22 protein-coding genes and 2 pseudogenes are annotated in these 22,623 nt (G+C 58.8%); 11 read left to right on the top strand and 13 right to left on the bottom strand.

Translation table 11 applies throughout. The annotated features are described in order from the left end of the window. Window positions 1-9: 9 nt before the first annotated feature. The 4 genes from OKW44_RS29180 to OKW44_RS29165 all read right to left on the bottom strand — a co-directional run bounded on the left by OKW44_RS29180 (window position 10) and on the right by OKW44_RS29165 (window position 5,240). Window positions 10-1,020, bottom strand: coding sequence for an ABC transporter permease (locus OKW44_RS29180; protein WP_018418995.1), 1,011 nt, complete (start codon window positions 1,018-1,020; stop codon window positions 10-12). Beyond that, window positions 1,013-2,596, bottom strand: coding sequence for a sugar ABC transporter ATP-binding protein (locus OKW44_RS29175; protein ID WP_018418996.1), 1,584 nt, complete (start codon window positions 2,594-2,596; stop codon window positions 1,013-1,015). The genes OKW44_RS29180 and OKW44_RS29175 overlap by 8 nt, the downstream gene beginning before the upstream one ends. A 467-nt stretch (window positions 2,597-3,063) precedes the next feature. Then, window positions 3,064-4,185: a Gfo/Idh/MocA family protein gene (locus OKW44_RS29170; protein WP_018418997.1), complete on the bottom strand. Its 1,122-nt coding sequence runs from the start codon at window positions 4,183-4,185 to the stop codon at window positions 3,064-3,066. A gap of 89 nt (window positions 4,186-4,274) precedes the next feature. After that, window positions 4,275-5,240: a sugar ABC transporter substrate-binding protein gene (locus OKW44_RS29165; RefSeq protein ID WP_018418998.1), complete on the bottom strand. Its 966-nt coding sequence runs from the start codon at window positions 5,238-5,240 to the stop codon at window positions 4,275-4,277. Window positions 5,241-5,554: 314 nt separating this feature from the next. Here OKW44_RS29165 and OKW44_RS29160 point away from each other — a divergent pair, with 314 nt between their 5' ends. Together OKW44_RS29160 and OKW44_RS29155 are read left to right on the top strand one after the other, a co-directional pair. Next, entirely contained in the window at window positions 5,555-6,460 is a 906-nt protein-coding gene (locus OKW44_RS29160) for a sugar phosphate isomerase/epimerase family protein (RefSeq protein ID WP_239499020.1), read from the top strand. Window positions 6,461-6,614: 154 nt separating this feature from the next. Then, window positions 6,615-6,914, top strand: a complete 300-nt coding sequence (locus tag OKW44_RS29155) for a putative quinol monooxygenase (RefSeq protein WP_018419000.1) — start codon at window positions 6,615-6,617, stop codon at window positions 6,912-6,914. A 106-nt stretch (window positions 6,915-7,020) separates the two neighbouring features. On the opposite strand, the pseudogene OKW44_RS29150 reads toward OKW44_RS29155, so the two are convergent. The 3 genes and pseudogenes from OKW44_RS29150 to OKW44_RS29140 form a co-directional block, all read right to left on the bottom strand. Further along, a pseudogene (locus OKW44_RS29150) lies at window positions 7,021-7,332 on the bottom strand (acylphosphatase). Between the two features lie 105 nt (window positions 7,333-7,437). Next, on the bottom strand, window positions 7,438-8,136 hold the full coding sequence (locus OKW44_RS29145) for an SDR family NAD(P)-dependent oxidoreductase (protein WP_018419001.1): 699 nt from the start codon (window positions 8,134-8,136) through the stop codon (window positions 7,438-7,440). Window positions 8,137-8,213: 77 nt separating this feature from the next. Next, window positions 8,214-9,098 carry an SDR family oxidoreductase gene (locus OKW44_RS29140; protein ID WP_018419002.1) on the bottom strand — a complete coding sequence of 295 codons (885 nt, stop codon included), beginning with the start codon at window positions 9,096-9,098 and terminating at the stop codon, window positions 8,214-8,216. Window positions 9,099-9,237: 139 nt separating this feature from the next. Between OKW44_RS29140 and OKW44_RS29135 the strand changes: the two genes are divergently transcribed. Then, window positions 9,238-9,453, top strand: a complete 216-nt coding sequence (locus tag OKW44_RS29135; protein WP_275426071.1) for a hypothetical protein — start codon at window positions 9,238-9,240, stop codon at window positions 9,451-9,453. A gap of 915 nt (window positions 9,454-10,368) precedes the next feature. On the opposite strand, the gene OKW44_RS29130 is transcribed toward OKW44_RS29135, so the two are convergent. Next, entirely contained in the window at window positions 10,369-10,764 is a 396-nt protein-coding gene (locus OKW44_RS29130; RefSeq protein WP_239499021.1) for a fasciclin domain-containing protein, read from the bottom strand. A 1,069-nt stretch (window positions 10,765-11,833) separates the two neighbouring features. Here OKW44_RS29130 and OKW44_RS29125 point away from each other — a divergent pair. Then, on the top strand, window positions 11,834-12,091 hold the full coding sequence (locus tag OKW44_RS29125) for a DUF4148 domain-containing protein (protein ID WP_026225546.1): 258 nt from the start codon (window positions 11,834-11,836) through the stop codon (window positions 12,089-12,091). A 369-nt stretch (window positions 12,092-12,460) separates the two neighbouring features. After that, window positions 12,461-12,577 carry a DUF2934 domain-containing protein gene (locus tag OKW44_RS29120; protein ID WP_018419004.1) on the top strand — a complete coding sequence of 39 codons (117 nt, stop codon included), beginning with the start codon at window positions 12,461-12,463 and terminating at the stop codon, window positions 12,575-12,577. A 374-nt stretch (window positions 12,578-12,951) separates the two neighbouring features. Here OKW44_RS29120 and OKW44_RS29115 read toward each other — a convergent pair whose 3' ends face one another. Next, window positions 12,952-13,380, bottom strand: a complete 429-nt coding sequence (locus OKW44_RS29115) for a hypothetical protein (RefSeq protein ID WP_018419005.1) — start codon at window positions 13,378-13,380, stop codon at window positions 12,952-12,954. A 690-nt stretch (window positions 13,381-14,070) separates the two neighbouring features. Further along, window positions 14,071-14,271, bottom strand: a pseudogene (locus tag OKW44_RS29110) (HU family DNA-binding protein); the annotation flags it as partial. 129 nt (window positions 14,272-14,400) lie between these two features. Between OKW44_RS29110 and OKW44_RS29105 the strand changes: the two are divergent. The 4 genes from OKW44_RS29105 to OKW44_RS29090 all read left to right on the top strand — a co-directional run bounded on the left by OKW44_RS29105 (window position 14,401) and on the right by OKW44_RS29090 (window position 18,729). Continuing rightward, window positions 14,401-14,640 (top strand): hypothetical protein, encoded by a 240-nt coding sequence (locus OKW44_RS29105; protein ID WP_018419007.1) that lies wholly within the window; start codon window positions 14,401-14,403, stop codon window positions 14,638-14,640. A gap of 687 nt (window positions 14,641-15,327) precedes the next feature. Beyond that, a complete protein-coding gene (locus tag OKW44_RS29100; RefSeq protein WP_018419009.1) occupies window positions 15,328-17,205 on the top strand; it encodes a potassium transporter Kup in 1,878 nt (625 codons plus the stop codon). A 313-nt stretch (window positions 17,206-17,518) separates the two neighbouring features. Continuing rightward, window positions 17,519-17,743 (top strand): dodecin family protein, encoded by a 225-nt coding sequence (locus tag OKW44_RS29095; protein WP_018419010.1) that lies wholly within the window; start codon window positions 17,519-17,521, stop codon window positions 17,741-17,743. Between the two features lie 407 nt (window positions 17,744-18,150). Beyond that, complete coding sequence (locus OKW44_RS29090; protein ID WP_026225547.1) at window positions 18,151-18,729, top strand: phasin family protein; 579 nt, start codon at window positions 18,151-18,153, stop codon at window positions 18,727-18,729. 742 nt (window positions 18,730-19,471) lie between these two features. Here OKW44_RS29090 and OKW44_RS29085 read toward each other — a convergent pair. Continuing rightward, window positions 19,472-19,687, bottom strand: a complete 216-nt coding sequence (locus OKW44_RS29085) for a hypothetical protein (RefSeq protein WP_018419012.1) — start codon at window positions 19,685-19,687, stop codon at window positions 19,472-19,474. Window positions 19,688-19,879: 192 nt separating this feature from the next. Here OKW44_RS29085 and OKW44_RS29080 point away from each other — a divergent pair, with 192 nt between their 5' ends. After that, window positions 19,880-20,224, top strand: coding sequence for a response regulator (locus tag OKW44_RS29080; protein WP_239499046.1), 345 nt, complete (start codon window positions 19,880-19,882; stop codon window positions 20,222-20,224). Between the two features lie 262 nt (window positions 20,225-20,486). Here OKW44_RS29080 and OKW44_RS29075 read toward each other — a convergent pair whose 3' ends face one another. Next, window positions 20,487-20,960 (bottom strand): PRC-barrel domain-containing protein, encoded by a 474-nt coding sequence (locus OKW44_RS29075; protein ID WP_026225548.1) that lies wholly within the window; start codon window positions 20,958-20,960, stop codon window positions 20,487-20,489. A gap of 177 nt (window positions 20,961-21,137) precedes the next feature. Here OKW44_RS29075 and OKW44_RS29070 point away from each other — a divergent pair, with 177 nt between their 5' ends. Then, window positions 21,138-21,326, top strand: coding sequence for a CsbD family protein (locus tag OKW44_RS29070; RefSeq protein WP_026225549.1), 189 nt, complete (start codon window positions 21,138-21,140; stop codon window positions 21,324-21,326). Between the two features lie 829 nt (window positions 21,327-22,155). Here OKW44_RS29070 and OKW44_RS29065 read toward each other — a convergent pair. Next, window positions 22,156-22,440, bottom strand: coding sequence for a hypothetical protein (locus OKW44_RS29065; protein ID WP_018419015.1), 285 nt, complete (start codon window positions 22,438-22,440; stop codon window positions 22,156-22,158). Between the last annotated feature and the right edge of the window lie 183 nt (window positions 22,441-22,623).

Here is a 22,623-nt window from a genome sequence, read left to right as displayed (position 1 = left end):
AAGCTCCTGTTATTTCCGTCCCGGGCCGAGTCGGGCGAGCAACGCTCCGAACACGACGGCCGCGAGAACCACGATGCCCTTCGCTACCAACTGGTACTCGTAACTCACACCGCTGACCAGGAGGATATTGCTTATGACGGCAAGGAAGATTGCGCCCGTGACCGCGTCCGAGATTTGTCCGCGTCCGCCACGAATCGAGATTCCACCGACGAGCACGGCAGCGATTGCGTTGAAGTCCAGGTCAATGCCGTAGGTCAGGTTTCCTTGAGCCGACGACGAAGAAATCAACGAACCGGCAAGCGCAGCTGCGGCACCAGCGAATCCGTAGCAAACGAGCGTTGCTGCCATCAACCGAAGTCCCGCGATGCGTGCAACTTCAGCTCGCATACCAATCAGTCTAATTTCCCGCCCGATACGAGATTTCTGCAGGATGAAGCTTGCGATGGCCGCAAAGATAGCCAGCACCAGGATTTGATTCGGCAGCCAGCCACACAACCTTCCTTGACCGAGCCACGTAGCGTCACCCTTTCCGATGACTGTCAGCCCTCCGGTGTAGATAACACCAGCACCAACGATGATTGAAGAGGTGGCAATCGTGGTGATGATGGGATTCGCTTTACCCAATGCGATGATTCCACCCTGGACAGCCCCCATCAGAAGGCCGCTCAGCACGACGAGCAGCAGCGTTGCGCCAAGGCCCAGATGAATGAGCGCGGCAAACATCACAGTGGAGACGGCCGCTGTCGCACCCATTGAAAGCATGAACAGATTTCCGCTGAGGGTCACGAGCGCCATCCCGATAGCGCCAATGCCGACCGCGGCCACCGAGTACATTAGTGACTGCACGTTTCCGAATTCGGTGAAGTGCGGAACGATAGCCGCAGCGACCACGATAAGAGCAAGGGTTGCGATGCGAATCGACGCAGCGTGAATACTCGTCGTGCCAAACAATGCTGCGGCCCAACGTCGTAGCGCAGTTGTTGATACCTGCGCGGTAGGCTCAAGAGCTGTCTTATGCATTACCCACCTCCACAGGCTGGTTTCGGAAAGAGACATGGGCATGAGATGCATCGCCGTCGCCTGCCACGATGTCATGCAGAAGCGTGTCGCCGCTTATTTCGAACCGCGGCTTATGACGGACCATCCGGCCTTTGAATACTGTCAGAACCGTATCCGCGAGCTCCAGGATTTCTTCGAGGTCCGTCGAGTAGAAGACAATCGCCAACCCTTCATCCGCCATCTTGCGCAGCGTCGCGTAAATTTCGCTGCGGGCGCCAATATCAACGCCCCGGGTAGGTTCGTTCAGAAGCAACAGACGAGGCGCCAGTGCCACTGCCTTGGCGAGAGAGACTTTCTGTTGGTTGCCGCCGCTGAGTGTGGATACCTCGTGCGGAAGGCGCTTGGGGTCGATGGTGAACATTGAGGCCAGGCGTCGTGCCTCTTCCTGTTCACCGGCTCGCCGCATGATTCCCGCTCGGGTGAACTTCGCCATGACGGACGCGGTGATATTGATGGCAATCGGCGCATCCAGGAAAACGCCTTTGTCAGCGCGGTCTTCCGCCACGTAAGCGATACCAGCTCGCAGCGAGTTCCGGATGCTGTCGAGCTTGACGGTTTGACCGTCCATTTTCACAGCACTGGAAATATCACCGCGAAGGCCAGCGAGGGCCTCAACAACAACTTCCGCTCCCGAACCCAACTGGCCGACCACGGCGAGGATTTCCCCCGGCGCGACGTTCAGTGAGAGTTCCTTGACCTTGTCCGCGACCGTCAGGTTGAAAATCGAGAGACGCGGCGTGATGTTGCCGCGGTTCTCCGCCGGCATGACCTTGCTATGCACCAGCTCGCGACCAATCATTGCCTTGACCACCTCTGCGGTCGTCATATCCGCGGTGCGCTGCGTGAGCACATGCTGTCCATTGCGGAAGACCGTTACCCGGTCCGTGAGCGCAAACACTTCGTCGAGTCGATGGCTGACGAAAATCATCGCGGTCCCCTGGTCACGAAGCCTGCGCGCGACGTCAAAGACCCGGACAATCTCTGCATCCGACAAGGTCGCGGTAGGTTCGTCCAGGAGCAGGACCTTCGCTTGACGCGACATGCCCCGAGCGATTTCGACGAGCTGGCATTCGGCGAGGCTGAGCCGCGAGGCAGGCACATCGAGCTTGATATGCGACAGTCCGACCGAATCCAGATGTTCGCGAACAGAATCCCGGTATTGGCTGCGACGGTAGATTTCGCTCTGGTCCGCGCCACCGAGAAGAATGTTGTCGAGCACCGACAGCGTCGGGACGATAGCAAGCTCCTGGTGAACGATGGAGATAAGTCTGGGGTCTGTGCGATGCCCGAGTTTCAGTTGATGTCCGTCGACGGTAATTTCGCCGTCGTCCGGGTGCACGAGGCCACCGAGAATTTTGATAAACGTGCTTTTGCCCGCACCGTTCTCGCCACATAGTGCGTGAATCTCACCAGGTGCCAGTTTGAGGCTGACACCGGTAAGCGCCTTCACGCCACCATAGTGTTTGGTTAGATTGCGAGCGCAGAGCAGACTCTGAGCGGCGAGCGTCTCGCCGCCTGTTTTAGCGTCTTGCAGCATTGTCTTCCTCCATACGCGGACACTCTTCGGTCGTCCGCTGCCACGGGTTGATGCCCCGTCACCGTCACCTGGCTCATCCGCGTGATTGCTCACACTGGGTGACACATACATTTCGAATAGCGAAGGCTTGCATCGAAGCTGAAGCGGATGCTTGCCAAGGCTCGCGACGAACCATGGGGCGCTTCCGCATCAGTGATGCTGCTGTTGGTCGAGGAGGAGAGGAGTTCGCAAGGAATCGCTGCGTGCGCAGGAATGCATGTCGTCTCCAGCAGAAACTCGCTTCAGCGGCTTCGTTATCGTTGAGACACAGGTTATTCGTTCGCCAGGAAAAGAAAAATGCGTGGCCGCGAAATGATATTTCCAGTCACCGGAAATATCGGCGTCCGGCGGGAGTCGTAAAAAAACGCGCGGAAGTCAGGACGTGACGCCTGCCAAACCGCGCGTTAACCTTGGAGCCTGCTGGTCTTTTACAGAGAGACTCGCTGTGCCTCGGCCGAAGACCGGATGGCGGCGTCAACAATCCGTTGAATTTCCCACGCTTCCCGGAAGTCCGGGAAAGTAGGCGTCCCATGTTCGATTGCCGCGATGAACTCCGCCATCTCAATAGTTTTCAAATCGTTGAAACCCAGTTGGTGCCCGCCAGCTACCGTGAAGTTTTCGTAGGGAGGATGAACCGGGCCGGCTTCAATTCGGGTGAATCCCGATGTCCGAGGGTCGCCGCCGGCCTTGAAATATCGAAGCTCATTGAAGCGCTCCTGGGAAAAGCACAGCGCACCCTTTGTTCCATAAATCTCGAACTCAAGCTGCATCTTGCGGCCGGTTGCGGTCCAGTTCGCTTCGATTGAGCCTGAACACCCACGGTCGAAGGTCATCATCAATCTTGCAATGTCATCGACCTTGACCTCCCGGCGCTCGGGCGAACCAACTGACGCCGGGCGCGTCTTGTTGACGGTCTCGAGTTGTGCGTTCACGTGGGTAATCGGACCAAGAAGGAATCGCGACATTCCGACAATGTGGTTGCCGATTTCAGCCAGCGCGCCAGCCCCGTTTTGAGGGTCGACTCGCCAGCTGTAGGGAATCTCGGGGTCGGCCATGTAGTCTTCCGCATGGATGCCGCGAAAGCTTGTGATTTCGCCCAGTTCGCCAGACGCAATCATCTCTTGCGCCAGTTTGAGAATGGGATTCTTGATGTAGTTGTAACCCACTTGCGTGACGACGTTCGCGGACTCGGCCGCCCTCATCATCTCGTGAGCGTCGGATGCGGACGGCGCAATCGGCTTCTCGCAATGCACATGCTTCCCAGCAGCGATTGCGGCCAATGCCATCTCCCGATGCAAACTGCATGGCGTCGTGATTGAGACGACTTGAACGTTACGGTCGTCAAGGAGCGTACGCCAGTCGCACGTCGCACGCTCGAAGCCAAATTGCTCTGCCGCTTGCCTCGCACCTGCCTCGCTTACATCGGCGACCGCCACCAGTCGCGGCTTCAACGAGTTAGAGAAAGCATTCGGCACCGCCCGGTACGCAAGCGCGTGCGCTTTACCCATGAAGCCAGTTCCAATCACCGCAACGCCAATCTCTCGCCTCATACCTGTCTCCTTCTCAAAGCGACAGCGACCCCGCAGGGTCGCACGTGCGTTCAGCCGGCTACGCAGAGGCTGAGTAGCCGGCGCGCAACTTACTTCTTCTGGGAATAGCAGACATTCAGCGTAGCTTTGGTAGCCGCCGGGTTCGGCAGGTACTGCACGGCTTGCGGCGACTTGTGGGAGGCAAGTTCCTTCGCGGCTTTCGCGGCATAAGCGCCATCATCGAAGGGAGATTGCTCGACGGTGGCGTACGCCTTTCCAGCCAAGATAGCCTCAACCGCGCCGGAGTCGCACCCATGTCCGACGATGACGAGCTTCGAAGGGTCGAGTCCGAGTCGCTGCGCGGCAGTCACAGCGCCGCGAAGTTGAGAGTCGTTCTCGGTGTAGACGCCTTTCACGTCTTTGAACTGCGTGAAGAGTGCCGAAGCTGCGGCTTCCGCCTTCACGGCATCCCAGTCGGCCGGCTGCGAGCCAACGACTTCGATGCCGGGTGCGTTCTTCTTGAGGCCATCGACGAAGCCCTGATAGCGCTGGACTTGGGGCGGCGTGCCCATCGGCCCGTTGATGACGATAACCTTGCCCTTATCGCCGTATCCCTTTTCCTTGAAGCCCTGAATCATCGTCTTCGCCGCGACCTCGCCGTTGCTGATGTCGTTCGGGCCCGTGAAAACCTTCCAGTACCGCGAGTACTTTTGGTCTGGCATCGAGTTGGAGATGACGAGCGGGATTTTCGCCTGGTCAATCTTGCGAATCGACGGGACCATTGCGCTCGAATCCACCGGTACAAGGACGATGACATCGGGCTTCTGCGCGAGCGTCTGGTCGACCTGGGTTGCCTGCTCATTCGGGTCGTAGTTGGTGACCTTCACATCGAGCTTGATGCCTTGTGCCGCAGCTTCCTTTTCGAAGCCTTTGACGTAGAGCGCCCAGTATTCAACGCTCTGCGTCGGCATGAGCAAAGCGACGCGCGGCTGGTCCGCGGCTTGGGCGCCATTGCCGAAAGCGCTGGCGATAGCGCTGAGAATGAGGCAAGAAATAACGGATTTGCGGATGTTCATGCTGTGTCTCCTGAAGGGCCCTGAGATGGATGAGCCGGGTTTTAGTGTTCTCGAGGAGGCACAGTAAGGCTTGCTATGCGAAAGAAAAATGCGACAGAACGAAAAGTTATTTCCACTCACCGGAAAAATTAACGCGCCTGAACTGCGGTAGACCCACGGCCTTTGAACAATCAAGCGGCGCGCCACTTTTTCTGACCCCCGACAAGCCCGCCAAGTCGCCGGAGGCGGCACTGTAGATTTTTATTCTTCGGTGAGGCGATTTCAGGGCTGTTTATCCGTCGCCGTTTCTACGTAATAGTTCGGACATAGTCTTCATGCGATACCCGCGTCGGGCTTGTCGCTACTTCCTTCACGAGGGTTACATGTCCAAATCTAAGGTCGAACTTGTTGCTGCTTACTTCACTCTGTCTGGCGACGTTTTTCCGTTTGGTCCGACCGAAATCAGCCCCTTCAGCTTCAAGGACCGCGTTGAAGCGGCAGCGAAAGCAGGTTGGGATGGTATCGGTCTGATTCACTCGGACATCTACGCTACCGCCGACAAGATTGGCTTCCGCGAGATGCGCCAAATCCTCGAAGCTAATGGCATCAAGCACGTTGAGTTCGAGTTCCTGGTCGACTGGTATCAAACTGGCGAGCGCCGCCGCACGTCGGACAGCATGCGGTACTACTACCTCAAGGCTGCAGAAGAACTCCGCGCGCGCATCGTGAAAGTCGGCCCGGGCATCGGCGAAGAGACCGCAAACGTCCCGCTCATGGTCGACGAGTTCGGCAAGTTGGCCGATGACGCGGAGAAGCGAGGTACGCAAGTCATGCTGGAAATCATGCCCTTCAGTAACGTGCGTACGATTGAAACCGGTAAAGCCATTGTCGAAGGGGCGAACAAGGCGAACTCTGGCCTGCTGCTCGACATCTGGCACCTGAGTCGCGGCAATGTCGACTTCAAGGAAATTGCCACAATCAAGCCGGAATTCATCAAGGGCATCGAACTCGACGACGCGGACCGCTACGCAATCGAGCCGTTGTGGATGGACACCTGCCACAAACGCCGCTTGCCTGGCGAAGGCGTACTCGACGTGCGCGGCTTCATCAAGGCAGTCCAGGCGACCGGCTTCGATGGTCCGTGGGGCGTGGAAATCCTGTCCGAAGTTGAGCGCAAGCTGCCGCTAGAAGAGATGGCCGCGCGGGCGTATAACGCGACGATTCGCCAGTTCGAGAACTAAGCGTCAATAGGACCCAGCTGTGAACGGCCGCGAACGAGCAAACGCGGCCGTCACCTTAGGACTTCCACTCGTCGAATGCTCCACAAGTTGACCTTCCAGAGACATTCGCGCTCGCCAGTCATACCCTGCGTAGCAAACATTAAGGACACGCTAAATGCTGTCTCTCTACGTACGTTTCAAGCTTTACCCCTCGACCAGGTCACTGTTCGTGCCACATCTTGCGGAGCTCATGAAGACGATGGCCGAAGAACCAGCTTTCGTCAGTGCGGTGCTCAGCGAAGACCCGGAGGCACCGGACGAACTGGTTCTATTCGAAGTTTGGAACGGCACCCGAGACGAATGGCTCAGCGAGCAGCCCGAGAAGCCATATCGGGCCATCTATGACGACGCGACGAAGGACTTCATTGCCGACACGGAAGTTCGCTTTCTTTTTCCCGTGCTCCTTCAAAACTAACGTAGGCCACAGTCCGACCGCCGCAGAAAGTGGGGCGCAGCATCGGCGGGCAGCTGTAGAACTCGGCGTACACAGCGTCGAGCAATTTCGCGAAACTCGCTCGCCACTACAGCGTGGACAATCGCTCAAAGTGGTCTAAGCGGGCAAACGCCGGCTGAACCCCGGTCACCTCAAGCTCGTCGACAAGCGCTACAGACATCCCGCCGCTCAACCAGGCGCACATTTTCGGCAAGCTGCACGGGATGAGCCCTGCAGCATCGTTTCTACCGAACCGTCCATCCGGTTGCGCACCCAGCCGGAGACGCCGAGCGCTTGAGCCCGGCGTACGCACGCTATCCCGATAGCCGATGCCCTGTACCTGACCGCGTACTCGAACGAGCCGAGTCTCAGGCATCCCATCTTCGTCGTCAGCGTCCATGCGAAGTCCTTGAAAGAATGGCGAGGTGTATCTCACTGTTTCTTCAGGGAGACCACGGCTGGCATAGCGGCCAACTTCGCAGCGTTGTGAGGCGAGCGGTGTTTCCTAAAATCTCTCCACCCATGGTCGGAGTTCCACCTCCCACGTCCACGCGCTGCGGTGCTGACGATGAACGTGAAGGTATTCCCGCGCTATCGCGTCAGGGTTCAACCATTTGTCGTCCGTCCCGCCATCGTCTGATTGTGCCCAGCTACTGGCAATGCCGCCGTCAATCACAAAATGCGCAACGTGGAGATTCCTTGGGGCAAGCTCTCGCGCCATACACTGGGCCATTCCCCGCAGGGCGAATTTTCCCATGGCAAACGGTGTCGAACCGGCTAGCCCTTTCACACTTGCCGTAGCACCGGTCAGCAGGATGGTGCCGTGGCCGCGGGCCAGCATGCGCACGGCTGCGGCTTGCGCGACGAGAAAGCCGCCGAATGCAGTGACCCTAAGGGCGGCTTCAAGTCTCTCTGCCTCGATGGCTTCAACTGCCGCGCGATAGCGGCCACTCGCGTTGTAGACAACGAGGTCGGGGACGTCAAAGGCGCGTTCTACCTGGTCAAAGAGTGCTGCAACCTCGTCCGCTCGACTAGCGTCGCAACTCAAGGCGAGAGCGCCCGTCTCGTCGACGAGGTTTGTCAACTTGCCGGTGTCGCGGGCAGCGAGTACAACCTGCATGCCCTCTGCCGCAAACAGGCGAGCAAGGGAGGCGCTTAATCCCTTGCCTGCGCCCACAATCACCGCTGTCTCAGTTCGATTCATGGTTCCTCCGGATTCAACAGGGACTAGAGTAGCTACGTATGCCGTGCCGTCAGTCCGTTTCCGCACATCCTAGCTATTTAGCGGAGGGGACTGCGGGATGGACGTTTCGTCATATTGTCCGCCGGCAACATGCCCGGCAGGGCCTCCACAAAGAAATCTGCTTGCAATGCAGCCCCAGCCTGCACGTCGTACTGTGCAAAGTCGCGCACACCCGCTGCCAGCAGAACCTCGTCGTCGAGGAAGAGGTTTCCCGAACACTCCCTGGCTTGGCGCGTCAGGATATAGTGGGCCGCGTCGGCAACTATCTCAGGCTTGCGACACGCTGCAATCATGTCCTTTCCACCAATCTCATTTCGCACAGCCGCGGTCGCGATAGCTGTTCGCGGCCACAGCGAATTGACTGCGACACCTCGGTCTTTGAACTCCCCGGCAAGCGCTAAGGTGAACAGGCTCATCGTGTATTTTGCAATGGTGTATGCCGGAAAGTCGCTAAACCATTTTGCGTCGTGGACCAACGGAGGTGACAGCGTGAGGATGTGCGGGTTCGGCGAATTGAGGAGATGCGGCAGGCACGCTTGCGCGCACACGAACGTGCCTCTGCCATTGACCCCATGCATCAGGTCGTACCGTTTGACGGGTGTGTCTAGCGTGCCAGTCAGTCGAATGGCGCTGGCATTGTTCACGAGGATATCGATGCCACCGAACAACCCAACGGTCTCGGCAACCGCGGCTTTCACGCGTTCTTCGTCGCGAATATCCACAACAAGCGGGAGCGCCGTGCCGCCAGCGGCTTCAACAGCCGCCGCTGCCGTATAAATCGTGCCCTCGAGACGCGGGTCCCGGTCGCCGGTCTTCGCCGCAATCACGATATTGGCTCCGTCACGTGCGGCTCTGAGTGCAATGGCGAGTCCGATGCCGCGACTGCCACCAGACATGAATATGGTCTTGCCGGCAAGGGTCATGGTCGTCTCCTGAACACTCCCTGTAGCATACGCTGCTGCCGTCATCACGCCGTTGCCGATGTAGACGTTACGCGTGAAGGGGATGGCGTACGTTACTCCTCTCGTCGTGAGTCGCAGACGCTGAACCCGTCTTTCGCGCGTGGCTTCCTTCGCTTGTGTTTTGTGTGGTGCAACTGCCGCCCTTGCCAAGCGCAAGATGCTGCCAGCACGCTATGAGGCACATCGCGCAGACTCGTTGCCCGCGGCAGGAATAAGTATTGGCGTGGTACGCGGACGACTTGACGCCAGTGCTAACCGTGACTCGCAGCGACCCTGCAGATTGGTGAGCGAGTCCACGTCGCCGACGACTTTCTGACGGCGTCGGATTCATCGTGAAAGCCGACATGACCGGCGGGGGGCTGCCGGCCAGAATGCGCGTTTCGGCTTTACCTGGTCCGGCGAGCCACCCGTACAGCCCCAGCCGCTCCCTCCTGTCATGTACCCGCCAGCAGTGAGCGGGACAGGAGAACTGTATGAAACGCGCCAGCCTTTTACTGGCAGCGGGCACTACTGCCCTGTTTTTGCCGGCATAACATCGTCGTCCGGCGACATACTATGCATGCCTGTATCGGTCGAGCCAGTGTTCTTTGTCATTTTGCCCGGTCTCGCGTTCCACGGGCTCGAGACAGGCTCGCTGTGGTATGTCATCCCTGCTGTTGCGGCACCGTGAGCACCGCCGCCCCCACTTCCACCGTTCCCATTCCCTCCACCCTGCGCAAACGTCGCGCTCGAGGCGCAGAGTGAGACGACAGCGACGCACGCCAGCACGACTTTCCGCGTTACCTTTTCCATCACATTGCTCCTGCGATTTCGGCGCGTGCTGTAGCCGCGTCGAAGTTTCATGCACCGCTAACGCCTGACCGTTGGATGACTGATTGCGCAGCGGCGAAGCGCAAGCAGCCGCTCGGGCCAGAACAGGGCAGACAGTTGCCTTATCCGGACGCCAGGCATGCAGATAAGTCGTGGTTCGGCGCCGAAAATGACAGAGCCGGGCTGGATTCGAACAGTTGACCGTGCGCGCCGGTCCTGCTGCTTCGGCGTCGGTATCTTGTCGACCATCACGACTTCGCCGTTACCCTGGATGACGTCGTAGGCCGAGATGTCTGCCGTGTGCCCCCGCAGCGTCCAATAGCACGATGTTGTGTGGTCCGTCCGGGGACGTGAGCGTCTCGCCGTTCACGGTTTTAAGTTCCACCTTGCCGTCACCTTCCCTGATGGGCTGGTCGAGCTTCTAAAAATCGTAACGCCCCGGGATAACGGGACAGGGAAGGATACAGGTCAGCATCGGCTTGTTTTCTGGTTTGATGAGGCTGTCGACCGTGGCCGGCGGCAATGCTGCAAATGCTTCATTGGCCGGTGCGAAAACGATAAGGCGCGCAACACGCTTGTGCGTACCCACGAGGCCTACTGCCTTAACTGCGACGACGGGCGTGGTGTGGTCCGTCGAATTTATCGCGATGTCCACAATGCCTTCAACGGGATACGTCGCCGCACCGTCCGCCGTGACGGTATCGCTAGCCGCGAAAACCCGGACCCTGCGGCTGACAACGCGGCAGCAACGAGAAAAGCGGTGTGTTTCATGAGCGGTTTCCTCATGACGCGACGGATTGCGCTGCGTTGACTGCATATACGGGGGCCTCGGGTAGCTGGATGCGGGGGGTGACAGGTGTGTCGCTGCTTCCGATGGCCGTGCGAGCGACCAGGCGCGACTGTCGCCCCCCTGATTTGCCGATTGTCGATTCCGCTGTCAATCATGACCTTGGCGTTCTATAACATAAACGCAGCAGCGGTCTTATTGGTCAATGGGCGTACAACGTCCTGTCACCGGCGCACTCATTGCGCATACTTCTGCCCCGCCCGGTACCAGCCTCGCGTCATTACCCAGGTAGTCATCGAATAAGTCCGGCTTTGGGCACAAACGGTGCCACAAGCCAACTTCGCATTTGCTCGGCTAAACGGCGTCGGAGACGACGCTGTATGGCATTTGGTGAAGCGAAAGCAGGAATCAGCAAGGAGCGAGAAAAGGTCTAGTGCAACCATCGCGCGCTCGTGGGGATGCCAGTCCCCTGTTATTCCGGGGTCGTGCTATTCGCAACCCGTTGACGAAAAAGAGGTGACGAGATGAAAGTGCAACTTTTAGCTGTAGTCAGTGCAGTATCCCTGCTCACTGCGACCGGCGCCGCCCACTCGCAGCAAATGCAACCGTCGGGCACAACTGACCCGTCGTCTGCCCAGCAGCCCATGACAACTGCCCAGTCGGCCACGACTATGGACCGCACCCCTGACCTGGGATACGGACCCCAGCCCGGCGGAAGCAGCGGCAGCGGCAAAGCCAGAAACGGTGCCTCGTGCACGGTGGGCCTGTCCTGCGATATCTATCAGGGCAGCTAGCACGCCTGAGGTCGCCGATGCCAGCTTGACCCGCATGCGGAAATTTGGATGACCACACCGTAATTGGACAGCGAGTCGTTATTGCTCGAGTCTCGTTTTAAGCGGTAGGTGGGTCAGCCGAGGCCTCAGTGCGACGTTTTTTTGGGCAATTAAGTCAGAGCGCAGCCGGGGAGCGTCATGCCGCGGCTTATCGTCCGACCGCTTTGCCCGTGACGGGATAGTCCCAGGAGACCGTATTTGAAATAGCGGTTCTGGTGGTCGGTTCAAAGAAACCAAACCAATCGAACTTTGTGGAGTACATGGATATGAAACCGCTCAAAGTCGCGGCAGCTATCACCGCCGTTCTCGCATTCGGATATGCCCACGCGCAAAATATGGCACCTGCAACGCAGCCCACAAATCCCACCGTGTCTTCGTCAGATTCGCTGGGTGGTGTGCCCGCCACGAGGAGTGACGCTGGCGCTCCAACGGGAAAGACCCGGGCCCAGGTCAAGCAGGAGTTGCTGCAAGCGCGCAAATCGGGCGAACTCGACCGCATAAACGCGGAGTATGGCGGTCAATAAGCACGGTGCCTGCTCGCATTGGTCGGGTTTGAGGCGTCCCATCCCGGGTCGTCAACTTTCATATGCGGTCTGGAAAAGGTCAGGGATGCTGCGCGACAATGCGGACGATGGGCGCGAAAGCGAAAACCCGGATGCGAGGTGGTGCTGTTGGACGTGTACCCAGCAATCTGCACGGTCAGGCTCGCGGTTAGGGAGCGTTACGCGGCAGGTTGCCGGGAGCGCAGGATAGCGTCCGGAACGCTTTCATATGTTCGCCGACTTTGAGTTGGTCTGTTCTTTCGTTCGCTCTTGCTCGCCTTCTGCCATCGAAAGGGTCGCTGTGCAAATTGATGAGTAGCTGGTCGTGGGGAACCTACCAGGAGGCATGCAATGGATAACGATTCGCGGGAAGAGAAGATTCGTGCAAGGGCCTACGAGCTCTGGGAAAAAGACGGCAGCCCGGAGGGACGCGCCGACGAGTATTGGGAAAAGCGCGGTTTCAGATAGATGAGGAAGAATCAGAAGCCGACGACAACGGAGACGGCCCGAAGGGCCGGCTGCCAGGGTGACGAAAACCGGCTAGCGCTGAGGAGTAGCCACGCCGTTGAGTGCGTGGCCGAGCCATAACCCAGGCCACTACATTCCTCTTGCTGGCGAACTGCACGGCGGCGCGGTGCTCGCGTGGTGTTCCTTCGTTGCCGCTTCGTGCGACCGCGATGACAGTCCAAGCTGGCGCCGCCTGTACCCAAGCTTCGCGTGACGCGGAATCTCGGCGCTCGCTGAGGAATAGCCGACATAGAGTTCCTCACTAAGGGTCCTGGTGACCTACAGGTATAGCGAGGGCTGTCTCCGACAGACTCAAAAATGCTCGGCGTTGAGAATCAGTTTTCCGTGGACCCGTCGAGGTTGAAGGGGGCACCACCTGCGTGCTGCTCGAACCAAAGGAGGGCATCTTCCGAGCCGAGAAACCTGACGCGCTCTCGTGCAGCTTTCAGCGTCTTCACTTGGTCCTTGATGTCCGACGGCGGGTTGCCATAGGCGTTCAGAATTGCCTTGCCCGCAAATACGCGTTCATAAGGTACACCGTCCCTGGTCAAGGTGACCATGAAAAAGCCACGCGAAAGGGGCTCGTTTGTCAGGCTGTCGTCCGCAGTAATCACCTCGACAGAGGCATCCGGGTCAGTCGCCTCCGACCATAGCGGCGAGCCGCTCGCCGTATCAGTGCCTATCAGTTCAGCGGCTCGCGCGTAGCCATCCGGGACACTTGTCACAGTCTCGCGCAGTGGGTCGATGAGAAAAGATACGTCCATTGGCGCCTCCTGTGCGGAAAACCTGTTTCGGGGCAACGTCGGTGTTCACCGATAATACACGACGCCCGCTGGCAGGAGGCTAAGCGGCTGAGCGGCGTACTTTGGCAAAACGACGCGGTAACCTCAGGGGGAGGGAACAAGCAGATTTGCTGTCGACGCCAAAATGATTTTGACGCACATGCCGACAGCGGATTGGCCTACCTGCATCAAACCAAGACTCCAGCATCGATGCGTCGCGGCCCAATCTAACTGGTCGTCCGCATTACGGCATGCGGGTCAAGCTGGCATTGGCGACAACAGTCCGGCCAGCGCGTGTCTCGCCTTGAGCTGCAAGACACATCGGATTTGAGCCAGTGTCATGGGTCACAGCGTGCTAACGTGCCGACCTGACCGTTGCCTTGAGAGGCGACGCGACAGGTTAAAGAGCTGGCCTGAAGGCTTTTCATCGCCAGGCTTGCCGCCGTCGAATGACGTCGCACCGTAGTGAGGCTTTCGGCCCGGACGAGAAGTGTCGTGCGTCATACTCACGCGCGAGCTGGTCCTTCAGAAGGAAATGGAGGGCGCTCAACCAGAACCGGTTCACTCAAAACGACGCGCTATCCAATTGCTACGCCGACGTCGTGCGTCGCAAATCAAAACGCCCCCCGGATTTTGGTCGCGAGGGGCGCTATCACGTCGGAACACTTTCGCTTACAGTGCGGCGTCCTTCAGCTTCTTCAGCGGCCGCACTTTCAGACGCATTGAAGCAGGTTTCGCGGCGAACCACTTGTCTTCACCCGTGAACGGGTCCTTGCCGAAGCGCTTCTTCGTGGCGGGCACGCCCTGAGCCACAACCTTCAGCAGACCGGGCAGTGTGAACTCCTTCGCGCCCTTCTTGTGGACCGATGTCAATCAAGTCGAACGAGTGTGCAAGTCATCGAGCGTCTGATTTGATGCCCGGTGATTTGCTGCAACGCACCTACCGCATCGCGACCATCATGCTAGGATTTCTGCGTACAACGCAGGCGTCAGGAGGGTGGCATGGACGGCTTCGTCAGGCATCAGATAGAAGGTGCGTCCGTCGACATCGACGTGATACCGGCTACGCCACGTGGCTACTGCGCGCGCTTTCGCATTTTCCGTGACGCGTCTGATAACCCGGAGTGGCACAGGGTGTATGTGTCGGGCAGTGTGTTCGATACGGCCGAGCAAGCGGAGGAAGCGGCCAGGTCGATGGCGCTCGAACGGGTGCTGGCGGGGGCGGCTAAGCCGCACCCATGAAAATTGCCGACCAACGGTCGGCAATTGAGTCTCTTGCGGTCCAGGACACGCTCTCGGCGGGGGACGCCGACGCCATACGCACGGCGCGCAGGTGCTACGAAATCGGAGGTGGTGACCAGTTTGTCAGCGCGGCGGGAACGCTCATTCCCCCGGTGTCCCCAGGAGGCACGCCTGCTGTTTTGTCAGTCACCTACGGACGACGCGTATCCGTCCGCGCCCGAAGCGTGCCCGGGACCAGGCTCGTGCCGGTCTGGGCCGTCACGGAAAGTGACGGCTGAGCTGCGACCAGTTGTCGAATGGAATTCAATTGAGATGCGAGCTCTTGTTTGTACCAGTCCGGAGCCGTATTGCTAATAAAGGGCTCCCGAGAAGACCTCCATCACCGCCATGAGTTATCAGCAAGCCAACGTCTTGCTTTAGAGTGCGCATACTTCCATGCAGCGTCCTGCCAACCCGAATGCATAGACTTGCGCGAACTTCGCGGCTACGGATTCGGAGCGGGCAAGAATGGCACCCGCCTATAATGACTATCACAAGGTGGGAAGCGCCGTCGCGGCGAACTGCCGGAACGTAAGCGGAGGTCGGTTGCGGTCGGATGCGATGCGACGGTTGCAGAAGTTGTAGTGAGCTGGAGCAGCAGTTTGCTCCGCAGTTACATGCTTTGAGGCTCAACAATGAGGCGGCGTCGTGACTACAGACTCCAATAAAAGTAGCATTGCTGCGCTGACGCTGGCTGCCATTGGAATTGTGTACGGCGACATTGGAACCAGTCCGCTTTACACAATGAAGGAGGTATTCGCGAAACATCACGGTCTTTCGCTTGTCCCTGTCAATGTGCTGGGGGTGGTCTCGCTGATTTTGTGGGGCCTCATAATCGTGATTTCGCTCAAGTACGTAACTCTTGTTTTGCGGGCGGACAACCGAGGGGAAGGCGGCATTATGGCGATGACCGCGTTAGCGCTATCGTCGGTCACTCAGAAATCCCGTTGGTACTATCCGGTGATGCTGCTTGGCATGGTCGGCGCAGGGCTGTTTTTCGGCGACGGTGTGATTACGCCAGCCATTTCAGTCTTGTCGGCCATTGAAGGGTTGGAAGTGGCCGCGCCGGCTCTTAAGCCGTATGTTATCTCTGTGACATTGGCCGTTCTGGTTGCACTGTACTTGTTGCAGCGCAGGGGCACAGCCGGTATCGGAAAATGGTTCGGCCCGATTGTGCTGGTCTGGTTCATTACGCTTGCTGCGATGGGCGTTGCTAATATCGCTAAGAACCCGGTCATTCTGATTGCCTTCAATCCGCTCCACGCCCTCGGCTTTCTCATCCACAACGGGTGGTTGGCCTTCGTCGCCCTCGGTGCGGTTGTCCTGGCGCTCACCGGTGCGGAAGCGCTGTATGCTGATATGGGCCATTTTGGCAAGAAGACAGTTCGCTTGGCCTGGTTCTCTATCGTCGCTCCCGCGCTGGCACTCAATTACCTCGGGCAAGGCGCCTTGTTGTTATCGAATCCGGCAGCGGTTTCGAATCCTTTCTTTCTGCAACTTGGCCCTTGGAGCGTTTATCCGCTCGTAGTGCTCTCGACGATGGCGACCGTTATCGCATCGCAGGCGACAATCTCTGGTGCATTTTCAGTGACTCAGCAAGCTATTGCGCTGGGCTTCCTGCCCCGTATGCGCATCCGCCAGACCTCTGAAAGTCAAAAGGGGCAAATCTACATCCCACTCGTCAATTGGCTCCAGCTCACGGCTGTCATATTGGCCGTTGTGGGATTCGGCTCGTCTTCCAATCTGGCTTCGGCCTATGGCATTGCTGCGACCGCTACGATGTTGACGACGACGCTGCTGACGTTCTTCGTTGTTCGTTTCGGCTGGAAATTTCCGCTGTTGCTGTCGGTCGCAGCGACCGGATTCTTTTTGATGATTGACGTCGCTTTGTTCTCTTCCACGAGTTTGAAAATCATTAGCGGCGGCTGGTTTACTCTAACAATCAGTGCGCTGATGGTCATGCTCATGCTGACGTGGCGAAGGGGGCGCGAACTGGTATTCCAAAGCCTCCAACGCCAACTCATCCCTCTCGACGACTTCCTCCAGTCGCTCTTCATCAATCCACCGCTACGCGTGCCTGGTACGGCCGTCTTCTTCCGTGCAGAAGGTGACGGCGTACCCCATGCGCTGTTGCATAACCTACTGCATAACCAAGTGCTGCATGAACGAACGATATTTTTGACTGTGTACGCCACCGACATCCCCAGAGTTCCGGATAGGGAACGCATCAAGGTGGTCCCGCTTGGACACAACTGCTATCAAGTCAACGTCTACTATGGGTTCTCGGATGAGCGCGACATACCGCGCGCTTTGCAAAAAGGTCGGCATGCTGGACTCTCGATTAACCCGATGCAAACCTCCTTCTTTATCGCCCGCCAGACAGTCCTCGCCACGCCGAAAGCCGGCATGGCGCTATGGCGGGAGGCCTTGTATTCCGCGATGTCTCGCAACGCTCGCGACGCGGCTGATTACTTCAAGATTCCGCCCAATCGGGTCATCGAACTGGGAGCGCAGGTAGAGATTTGAAGGGTAATGCCGACTCGAGCGAAGAGTTTCGGCTCCGTCCTTGGCAACATCACGTTGGGAAAAGTGGCGATAGTTGCCTGTACAGCGCTCGGAACGAGGCCAATCGCTCCACGAGCATTGAGCGCCGGCCTTCGTTAGGAACAAACGCCTGCGATATAGGTGACGGGCGCACAACATCCGAAAAATCTCCACCGGCTGCTAACCAGCCGAGACGCGCGGCTCCGAGGGCAGCGACGACGGTTCGCACGTCGGGGCCTATGATGAAATGACCGAGGTGGGGAATCGCGCCTCCTAACCGAGAGGAGTGGAAATCATGGCCACGCAGGACACTGAATGCAGCGTTTACAGCGTCACAGAGATTATCGGCACCAGCCCGAACTCCTGGGAAGATGCCGCGAAGAATGCTGTGGAACTCGCTGCGAATTCACTACGAGATTTGCGCGTTGCCGAAGTCTGCAAGCTCGACATGAGGGTCGATGGCGGCAAAGTCGTCGAGTATCGCGCACGCGTATCTTTGTCATTCAAGTACGAAGCCTGAGGGGCGGCTCGCAGCGGCGGCGCGCACTGCTTTGTGCGAAGAAAAACGCGCAGGAAGGCGCGCAGGTACAAAGGCCGTTGGGCCGTCGCTCTTGGCATTCGCGCCGGAGCCGGCCCAGCGGCAACGGCCTGTGTCGCCCAGGATGCTGAGTCTTGCCCAGTTGCATGCCAACACGACATCTGCCGTTCGTATGCCAGCTGTCTTCGCGTGCATCGTTGTACCTGCCAGCGGTCTGTATGGCGCGCCGCTGGTTTTGCCGGTTATGATTCTCAGGATAGCTGACATTGCACGGATTCCCCGGACCAGCCCTTGCTCGCAACCAGACTCCGGCCCAGTAGTCTTGTTCGGGGCGGCCATAGAAGAATGGCTTCCGGATTACCCGCTACCTTACCCAGATGGAGGTTGTAATGAGCAGTCTTTCTGGTCAACCAATGGTTGCTTTGCAAAGAGCCAGTTTGGAAACGCTGTCCGATGTATGGACCAAGGCATTTGGCTGCATCGAAAAGCTGACCGAACTGAACCTGCGGGCGGTCAAATCGACGCTTGCCGAAAATCAGGCAATCGCAGACCTGGCATTGTCAACGAAAGACCCGCAGGAACTGTTCGCCCTGCAGGCAAGGCGTGCGCAAGCCGCCATGCAGGAAGCGCAGTCGTACTGGCGGCACGTGAGCACCATCATGTACAGCACCCAGGCCGAACTGGCCGCGAGCGCCGAGGCCCAACTGAAGCAGCAACAGCAGAAGACGCAGGCGTTGGTAGACACGGTCGCGAGCAATGCACCGGCGGGAAGCGAAGCCGCTGTGAGTGCGATGCAATCGGCTGTTACTGCCGCCAGTGAGGCGACGGACGCGACAATTGAAGCCGGAAAAAAGGCCGCCGAACAAGCAGGGGAAACTGCCGAAGACAACATTGAGGCAGCAACTTCCGCCACAAACAAAGCGACCCAGCAGGCTGTTGAACAGGTCAAAACTGCGCGGAAAAGATAATTGTTATTCGACATGCCCTGTCCATGCTGGTAACTGCCTGCCGCGCATCCCTCCGGCTTCGGTGTTCTCATCGTAAGGGCCCCGCCTGAGCGGCGTGCGCGGAGCGTGGGTGGGCATCCGGACGGCCGTTGGCTGCGTCAGTAAAACGACCTTGTTTATGCGAGCGTGTACCCACGCCGCAAGCGACCCTGTGGCCTCCGCATGCCCGGGTCAATGGCTGAGGGAGTCGCGAGAGGGATATGGAAAGGCATCCCGCCGCTGTCAGCCAGCAATGACCGCTTGAGCCTGGCAGCGCGGCTGTCAGTGCTGCCTGCTGACTGCGTAAAAAGCCCGATGCGGCGCGCCCCGGCGACGCTTTCGCGGGCGGGACCACCTCGGGTGCCAGGCACGCATCACGGTGGATAACTCATTGAAACAGCGGAAAGCCTCGCGCGGTTACTGACGCGTGCATCAATCGGTTTTGAGGCAGCGCGGCGAGCCCTATACCGATGTGATGACGACCCGAACATTCGACGACCGCTGCAGTCGATTGAGCCTTCAGGCGGAGTTACGGGAGGCATTTAGCGATGCGCCTGGCATCTCGCTGCTGACGCCTATTGCACCGACGCCAACTTCGGCACATCGCTGCCTCAACGGAGCGCCGCACCGCGCGACGACATGGGCTTCAACGTTCCTCAAGTTATTGCTTCGCTGCCTTCAAATCTATGCATTTTCACGATACGGCTTTCCGTCCAAATGTCCGTTACCTGCCCGGATTCAACTCCGGGTGCCGGTATGAATAGGGGGCCCCGTACTTCAGCTCGTAGTGCGCGCCGGCGCCCGTCCGTGTTCCCGGAAAGCGGTCGCCCTCAACGCAGGTGGCGTTAAATGTACGGCCCTCGTTGTCGCCACCTTCAAGAATGCCCGAATAGATACCTGACGTCCTGACGATTTCGCCGGGTTTGAACGTGTCTGGCATGGTGCCCTCCTAAGTGCGCCTCGCATTACTTGGCACGGTGGTTGCGCGCCTCGCATACGTGACACCGTATCGCTTGCGCCATGTCCATTGTGCTGCTCGTCGATGACGATTTGGAAAGTCTCTGGGCGCTGCAGCTTGCGCTGGAGGGCCTAGGGCCATCATGTTCTTCTTGCAGAAAGCGCAGGCGAAGCGCTGCGAAGGCTCGCCCACGAACCCGCAAGCTTCGTCGTCACCGACCTCGATATGCCGGAGATGGATGGAGCGGAACTGTGCAGACGGTTGCGGTGCCAGCCGGTGTTCGCACAGCTACCGATTGCCCTCATGTCGGCGGCGCCTGAACCGACGGTTGGGCCGCCGTGCTGGACAATGTATCTCCGCAAGCCAGTGGACCCGTCCGCGTTGTTGCGTGCGCTTGACTGTTTCGTTGCGCAGCGGCTGAGCGCGACGCCGGGCACCAACACCAATCGGACCGGCCGGCCCGGCGCTGGCAGCGGGTCGACTCCCCCTGCTGGCCCTAGTGATGAGCGGGTCCGGTGAACTAACGTCGCCGAATTCCACGAACGGCGCCGAATGCTGCACCGGAATTGCCGCCCTGTTGCGTGAACGTGCACGCCGCAAGTGCGCTGGCTCACGAGCGGTCCAGCGACGGCCTCCCTATGCCCGGATTAATGCGGCGACTGTAGCGATGGCGGCTTCCGCGTGGCTGGTCGCCGAAGCTATGCGCGGATGCCACCGCGATGGCATCCGCGCCAGGAGTGGCACTGCCCGTATGCCGTGGACAGCTCACGGTTAGTCTGTCTCAGTGCTCGCTCGGCCGGAAGGTCGGGTCGTTTTCCACCACGTCCTGCGTTGCTGACCAGTACGGTTCCCGGTTGTAGTAGCTGTGCATTGACTTTGCCCACTTCGCGTCCGCCATGGCGGGCCAGTGGTCCTTGTCGAAGCCGGGGTCGTCTTTGAGGCGCTGCGCCGCAATATCGACGAGGAAGCACTTCTCGTCCGTATCGAGAGTCAGCGCACCCCACGGGATGGCGTGCAGGTTAGAACCCATTCCGAGGAAGCCGCCCTCGGAAAGTACTGCATAAGCGATGCGACCGTTACGGACATCGAGCATGATGTCCGTAATCTTTCCCACATGTTCGCCGTCCGAAGACACGACCTTCGTTCCATCGAGCGTCGCTGCAGCCATCACCTCTGGCCCCGGACCTTCTCCAACACCGACGCCGACGATGTCAGCGCCGCCTTGACTACCGCCTTGTGGGTTAATTGAGCCCATCATGCACCTCCATAACAAAACAGGGCTCTAAGGGCGCGCAACGAGTATGCCCGCAACGGTGACCTGAACATCCGCTCGCAATTGAACGAAAGGTCCGCGAACGACGCGCTTTTCCTATACTGAATTTGTCGCGACTTGACTATCGCGACGTCGGTCGCATACTCGGAGGAAGGCATCATGAACAAGGACCAGGTCAAAGGCGTTGCTGACAAGGTTAAGGGCAAGGTTAACGAGGCAATGGGCAAGGTCACGGGTAGGCCGGCCCGGGAACTGAAGGGCGACGTTCAGCAAGGCGCGGGACAAGCCAGGAAAGACGCCGGTGACGCCAAGGAAGCGGCGAAGGACCGTCCGACGCGTCACCATTAGCCGCATGGTTCTTCGCGCTGGGTCAACGCATTGACCCAGCGTTAACCGCTAGTCTGGACGGCCGAACCCCGAAGTGGTTCGCCGGTGCCGGCGATGAATGCGTGCCTCACTGCGCCCCTGAGGTCACGCGACATTTCAAGCCGTGCTGTGACCTCCTCGAGGCCGCCGTGAACAGGGCTCGGACTTAGTCAACGTCACTGCGCACGGGCATTCATCCCACGCAGTGGTCTTTCCGAACGATGGATACCATTGTCGCCCAGTCGTCGAGCCACTAAACGACGGCATATGTCGCTGTCAATTCGACAATCCTGCGCGGCTGTCACAGCAAACGTATGCAGCCCGCGACCGAAGGCAAAGGAATAAATGCGGCTACATGCGCCGATGCCGCCGGCTTAGCCGATTGAGTCCGAGCATGTCTGCGGCGAGGACAGCAAATGCAGGTTTTTAAGCCCTTGCCGGATGGGAAAACTTGGCACTCCGAGTTCGCGAGCCGATTCCACGGTAGTGCATCACGGCCAACGAACCGACAGATTGCAAATCGTATTTTCCTTCTCGAAGGAAGGAGTCGCGGGCTGTCCCGAAAAGGAGTGGGCGCAACCGGAAATTATTGAAACCCATGGATACAAGCTTGACTTCTGCGGACGAGCGTCGTTGGTCGGACGCCTAGCCTGGGCGGCAAATTTCTCTTCGTAGATTGAAAACGTGACGCCATTAGTCTTATCACTCGAGTTCGGCGCGCACCAAATAATGACCGCGGTGCCTCTGTACGGAGTCACCGCAGCCGTTGCTGGAAAGAGCTCGCCTCAGGTCGGTAGGGCCATCAGTGCTTTCATTCAAGTGCATCGCCTTGAGGCGCTTCCTTGTCCGGCGGTACGTCGCCAGGAGACGGTTCGGCAGGCGTTTCTTCGTCCGGAACGTCCTCGTCCGGCTCGGTGCCGGGAACGTCGCTCTGCTCATCAGCCGTCGGGTCCATAGCTTCGTCGTCCGACCCGATTCGAGTCACGCCTCCGGTCGACGGCGGGTCACTTGCCGGAAACGTGTCTTCGACGGCATCGTCGACGTTTTTTTCGGATTTGTCGTCAGGAACGCGCTGCTCTTTTAGCTGGTTCGCCATGGTGGACTCCGAAGTACGTGTCCAACGTACACGCAAGTGGCGTTCCGCGTTCGCAGTCATTCGGGTGCGCGTGCGCTTGGTAATAGGCGAGCGGAACGCGTGTGATTGGGTAATCGACAAGCGGAGATATGTTTGAGCAGAACAGGGCGCGGCCCGCACGCCATCGCTGCTGCTATCGTGGTC

Origin of the sequence: Paraburkholderia lebeckiae (assembly GCF_050436325.1) — a bacterium.
In the GTDB taxonomy this organism is placed as follows: Bacteria; Pseudomonadota; Gammaproteobacteria; order Burkholderiales; family Burkholderiaceae; genus Paraburkholderia; species Paraburkholderia tuberum.
This window is presented reverse-complemented; position numbering and strand designations above follow the sequence as displayed.

What these genes read in the sequence shown, in the direction of transcription:
- OKW44_RS29090 (WP_026225547.1), top strand. Translation starts at nt 18,151, where the DNA reads ATGAGCAGTCTTTCTGGTCAACCAATGGTTGCTTTGCAAAGAGCCAGT.
- OKW44_RS29130 (WP_239499021.1), bottom strand. Translation starts at nt 10,764, where the DNA reads ATGCAGTCAACGCAGCGCAATCCGTCGCGTCATGAGGAAACCGCTCAT.
- OKW44_RS29095 (WP_018419010.1), top strand. Translation starts at nt 17,519, where the DNA reads ATGGCCACGCAGGACACTGAATGCAGCGTTTACAGCGTCACAGAGATT.
- OKW44_RS29140 (WP_018419002.1), bottom strand. Translation starts at nt 9,098, where the DNA reads ATGACCCTTGCCGGCAAGACCATATTCATGTCTGGTGGCAGTCGCGGC.
- OKW44_RS29180 (WP_018418995.1), bottom strand. Translation starts at nt 1,020, where the DNA reads ATGCATAAGACAGCTCTTGAGCCTACCGCGCAGGTATCAACAACTGCG.
- OKW44_RS29115 (WP_018419005.1), bottom strand. Translation starts at nt 13,380, where the DNA reads ATGGACGTATCTTTTCTCATCGACCCACTGCGCGAGACTGTGACAAGT.
- OKW44_RS29170 (WP_018418997.1), bottom strand. Translation starts at nt 4,185, where the DNA reads ATGAGGCGAGAGATTGGCGTTGCGGTGATTGGAACTGGCTTCATGGGT.
- OKW44_RS29065 (WP_018419015.1), bottom strand. Translation starts at nt 22,440, where the DNA reads ATGGCGAACCAGCTAAAAGAGCAGCGCGTTCCTGACGACAAATCCGAA.
- OKW44_RS29145 (WP_018419001.1), bottom strand. Translation starts at nt 8,136, where the DNA reads ATGAATCGAACTGAGACAGCGGTGATTGTGGGCGCAGGCAAGGGATTA.
- OKW44_RS29155 (WP_018419000.1), top strand. Translation starts at nt 6,615, where the DNA reads ATGCTGTCTCTCTACGTACGTTTCAAGCTTTACCCCTCGACCAGGTCA.
- OKW44_RS29085 (WP_018419012.1), bottom strand. Translation starts at nt 19,687, where the DNA reads ATGCCAGACACGTTCAAACCCGGCGAAATCGTCAGGACGTCAGGTATC.
- OKW44_RS29125 (WP_026225546.1), top strand. Translation starts at nt 11,834, where the DNA reads ATGAAACCGCTCAAAGTCGCGGCAGCTATCACCGCCGTTCTCGCATTC.
- OKW44_RS29175 (WP_018418996.1), bottom strand. Translation starts at nt 2,596, where the DNA reads ATGCTGCAAGACGCTAAAACAGGCGGCGAGACGCTCGCCGCTCAGAGT.
- OKW44_RS29105 (WP_018419007.1), top strand. Translation starts at nt 14,401, where the DNA reads ATGGACGGCTTCGTCAGGCATCAGATAGAAGGTGCGTCCGTCGACATC.
- OKW44_RS29075 (WP_026225548.1), bottom strand. Translation starts at nt 20,960, where the DNA reads ATGGGCTCAATTAACCCACAAGGCGGTAGTCAAGGCGGCGCTGACATC.
- OKW44_RS29165 (WP_018418998.1), bottom strand. Translation starts at nt 5,240, where the DNA reads ATGAACATCCGCAAATCCGTTATTTCTTGCCTCATTCTCAGCGCTATC.
- OKW44_RS29160 (WP_239499020.1), top strand. Translation starts at nt 5,555, where the DNA reads ATGCGATACCCGCGTCGGGCTTGTCGCTACTTCCTTCACGAGGGTTAC.
- OKW44_RS29120 (WP_018419004.1), top strand. Translation starts at nt 12,461, where the DNA reads ATGGATAACGATTCGCGGGAAGAGAAGATTCGTGCAAGGGCCTACGAG.
- OKW44_RS29070 (WP_026225549.1), top strand. Translation starts at nt 21,138, where the DNA reads ATGAACAAGGACCAGGTCAAAGGCGTTGCTGACAAGGTTAAGGGCAAG.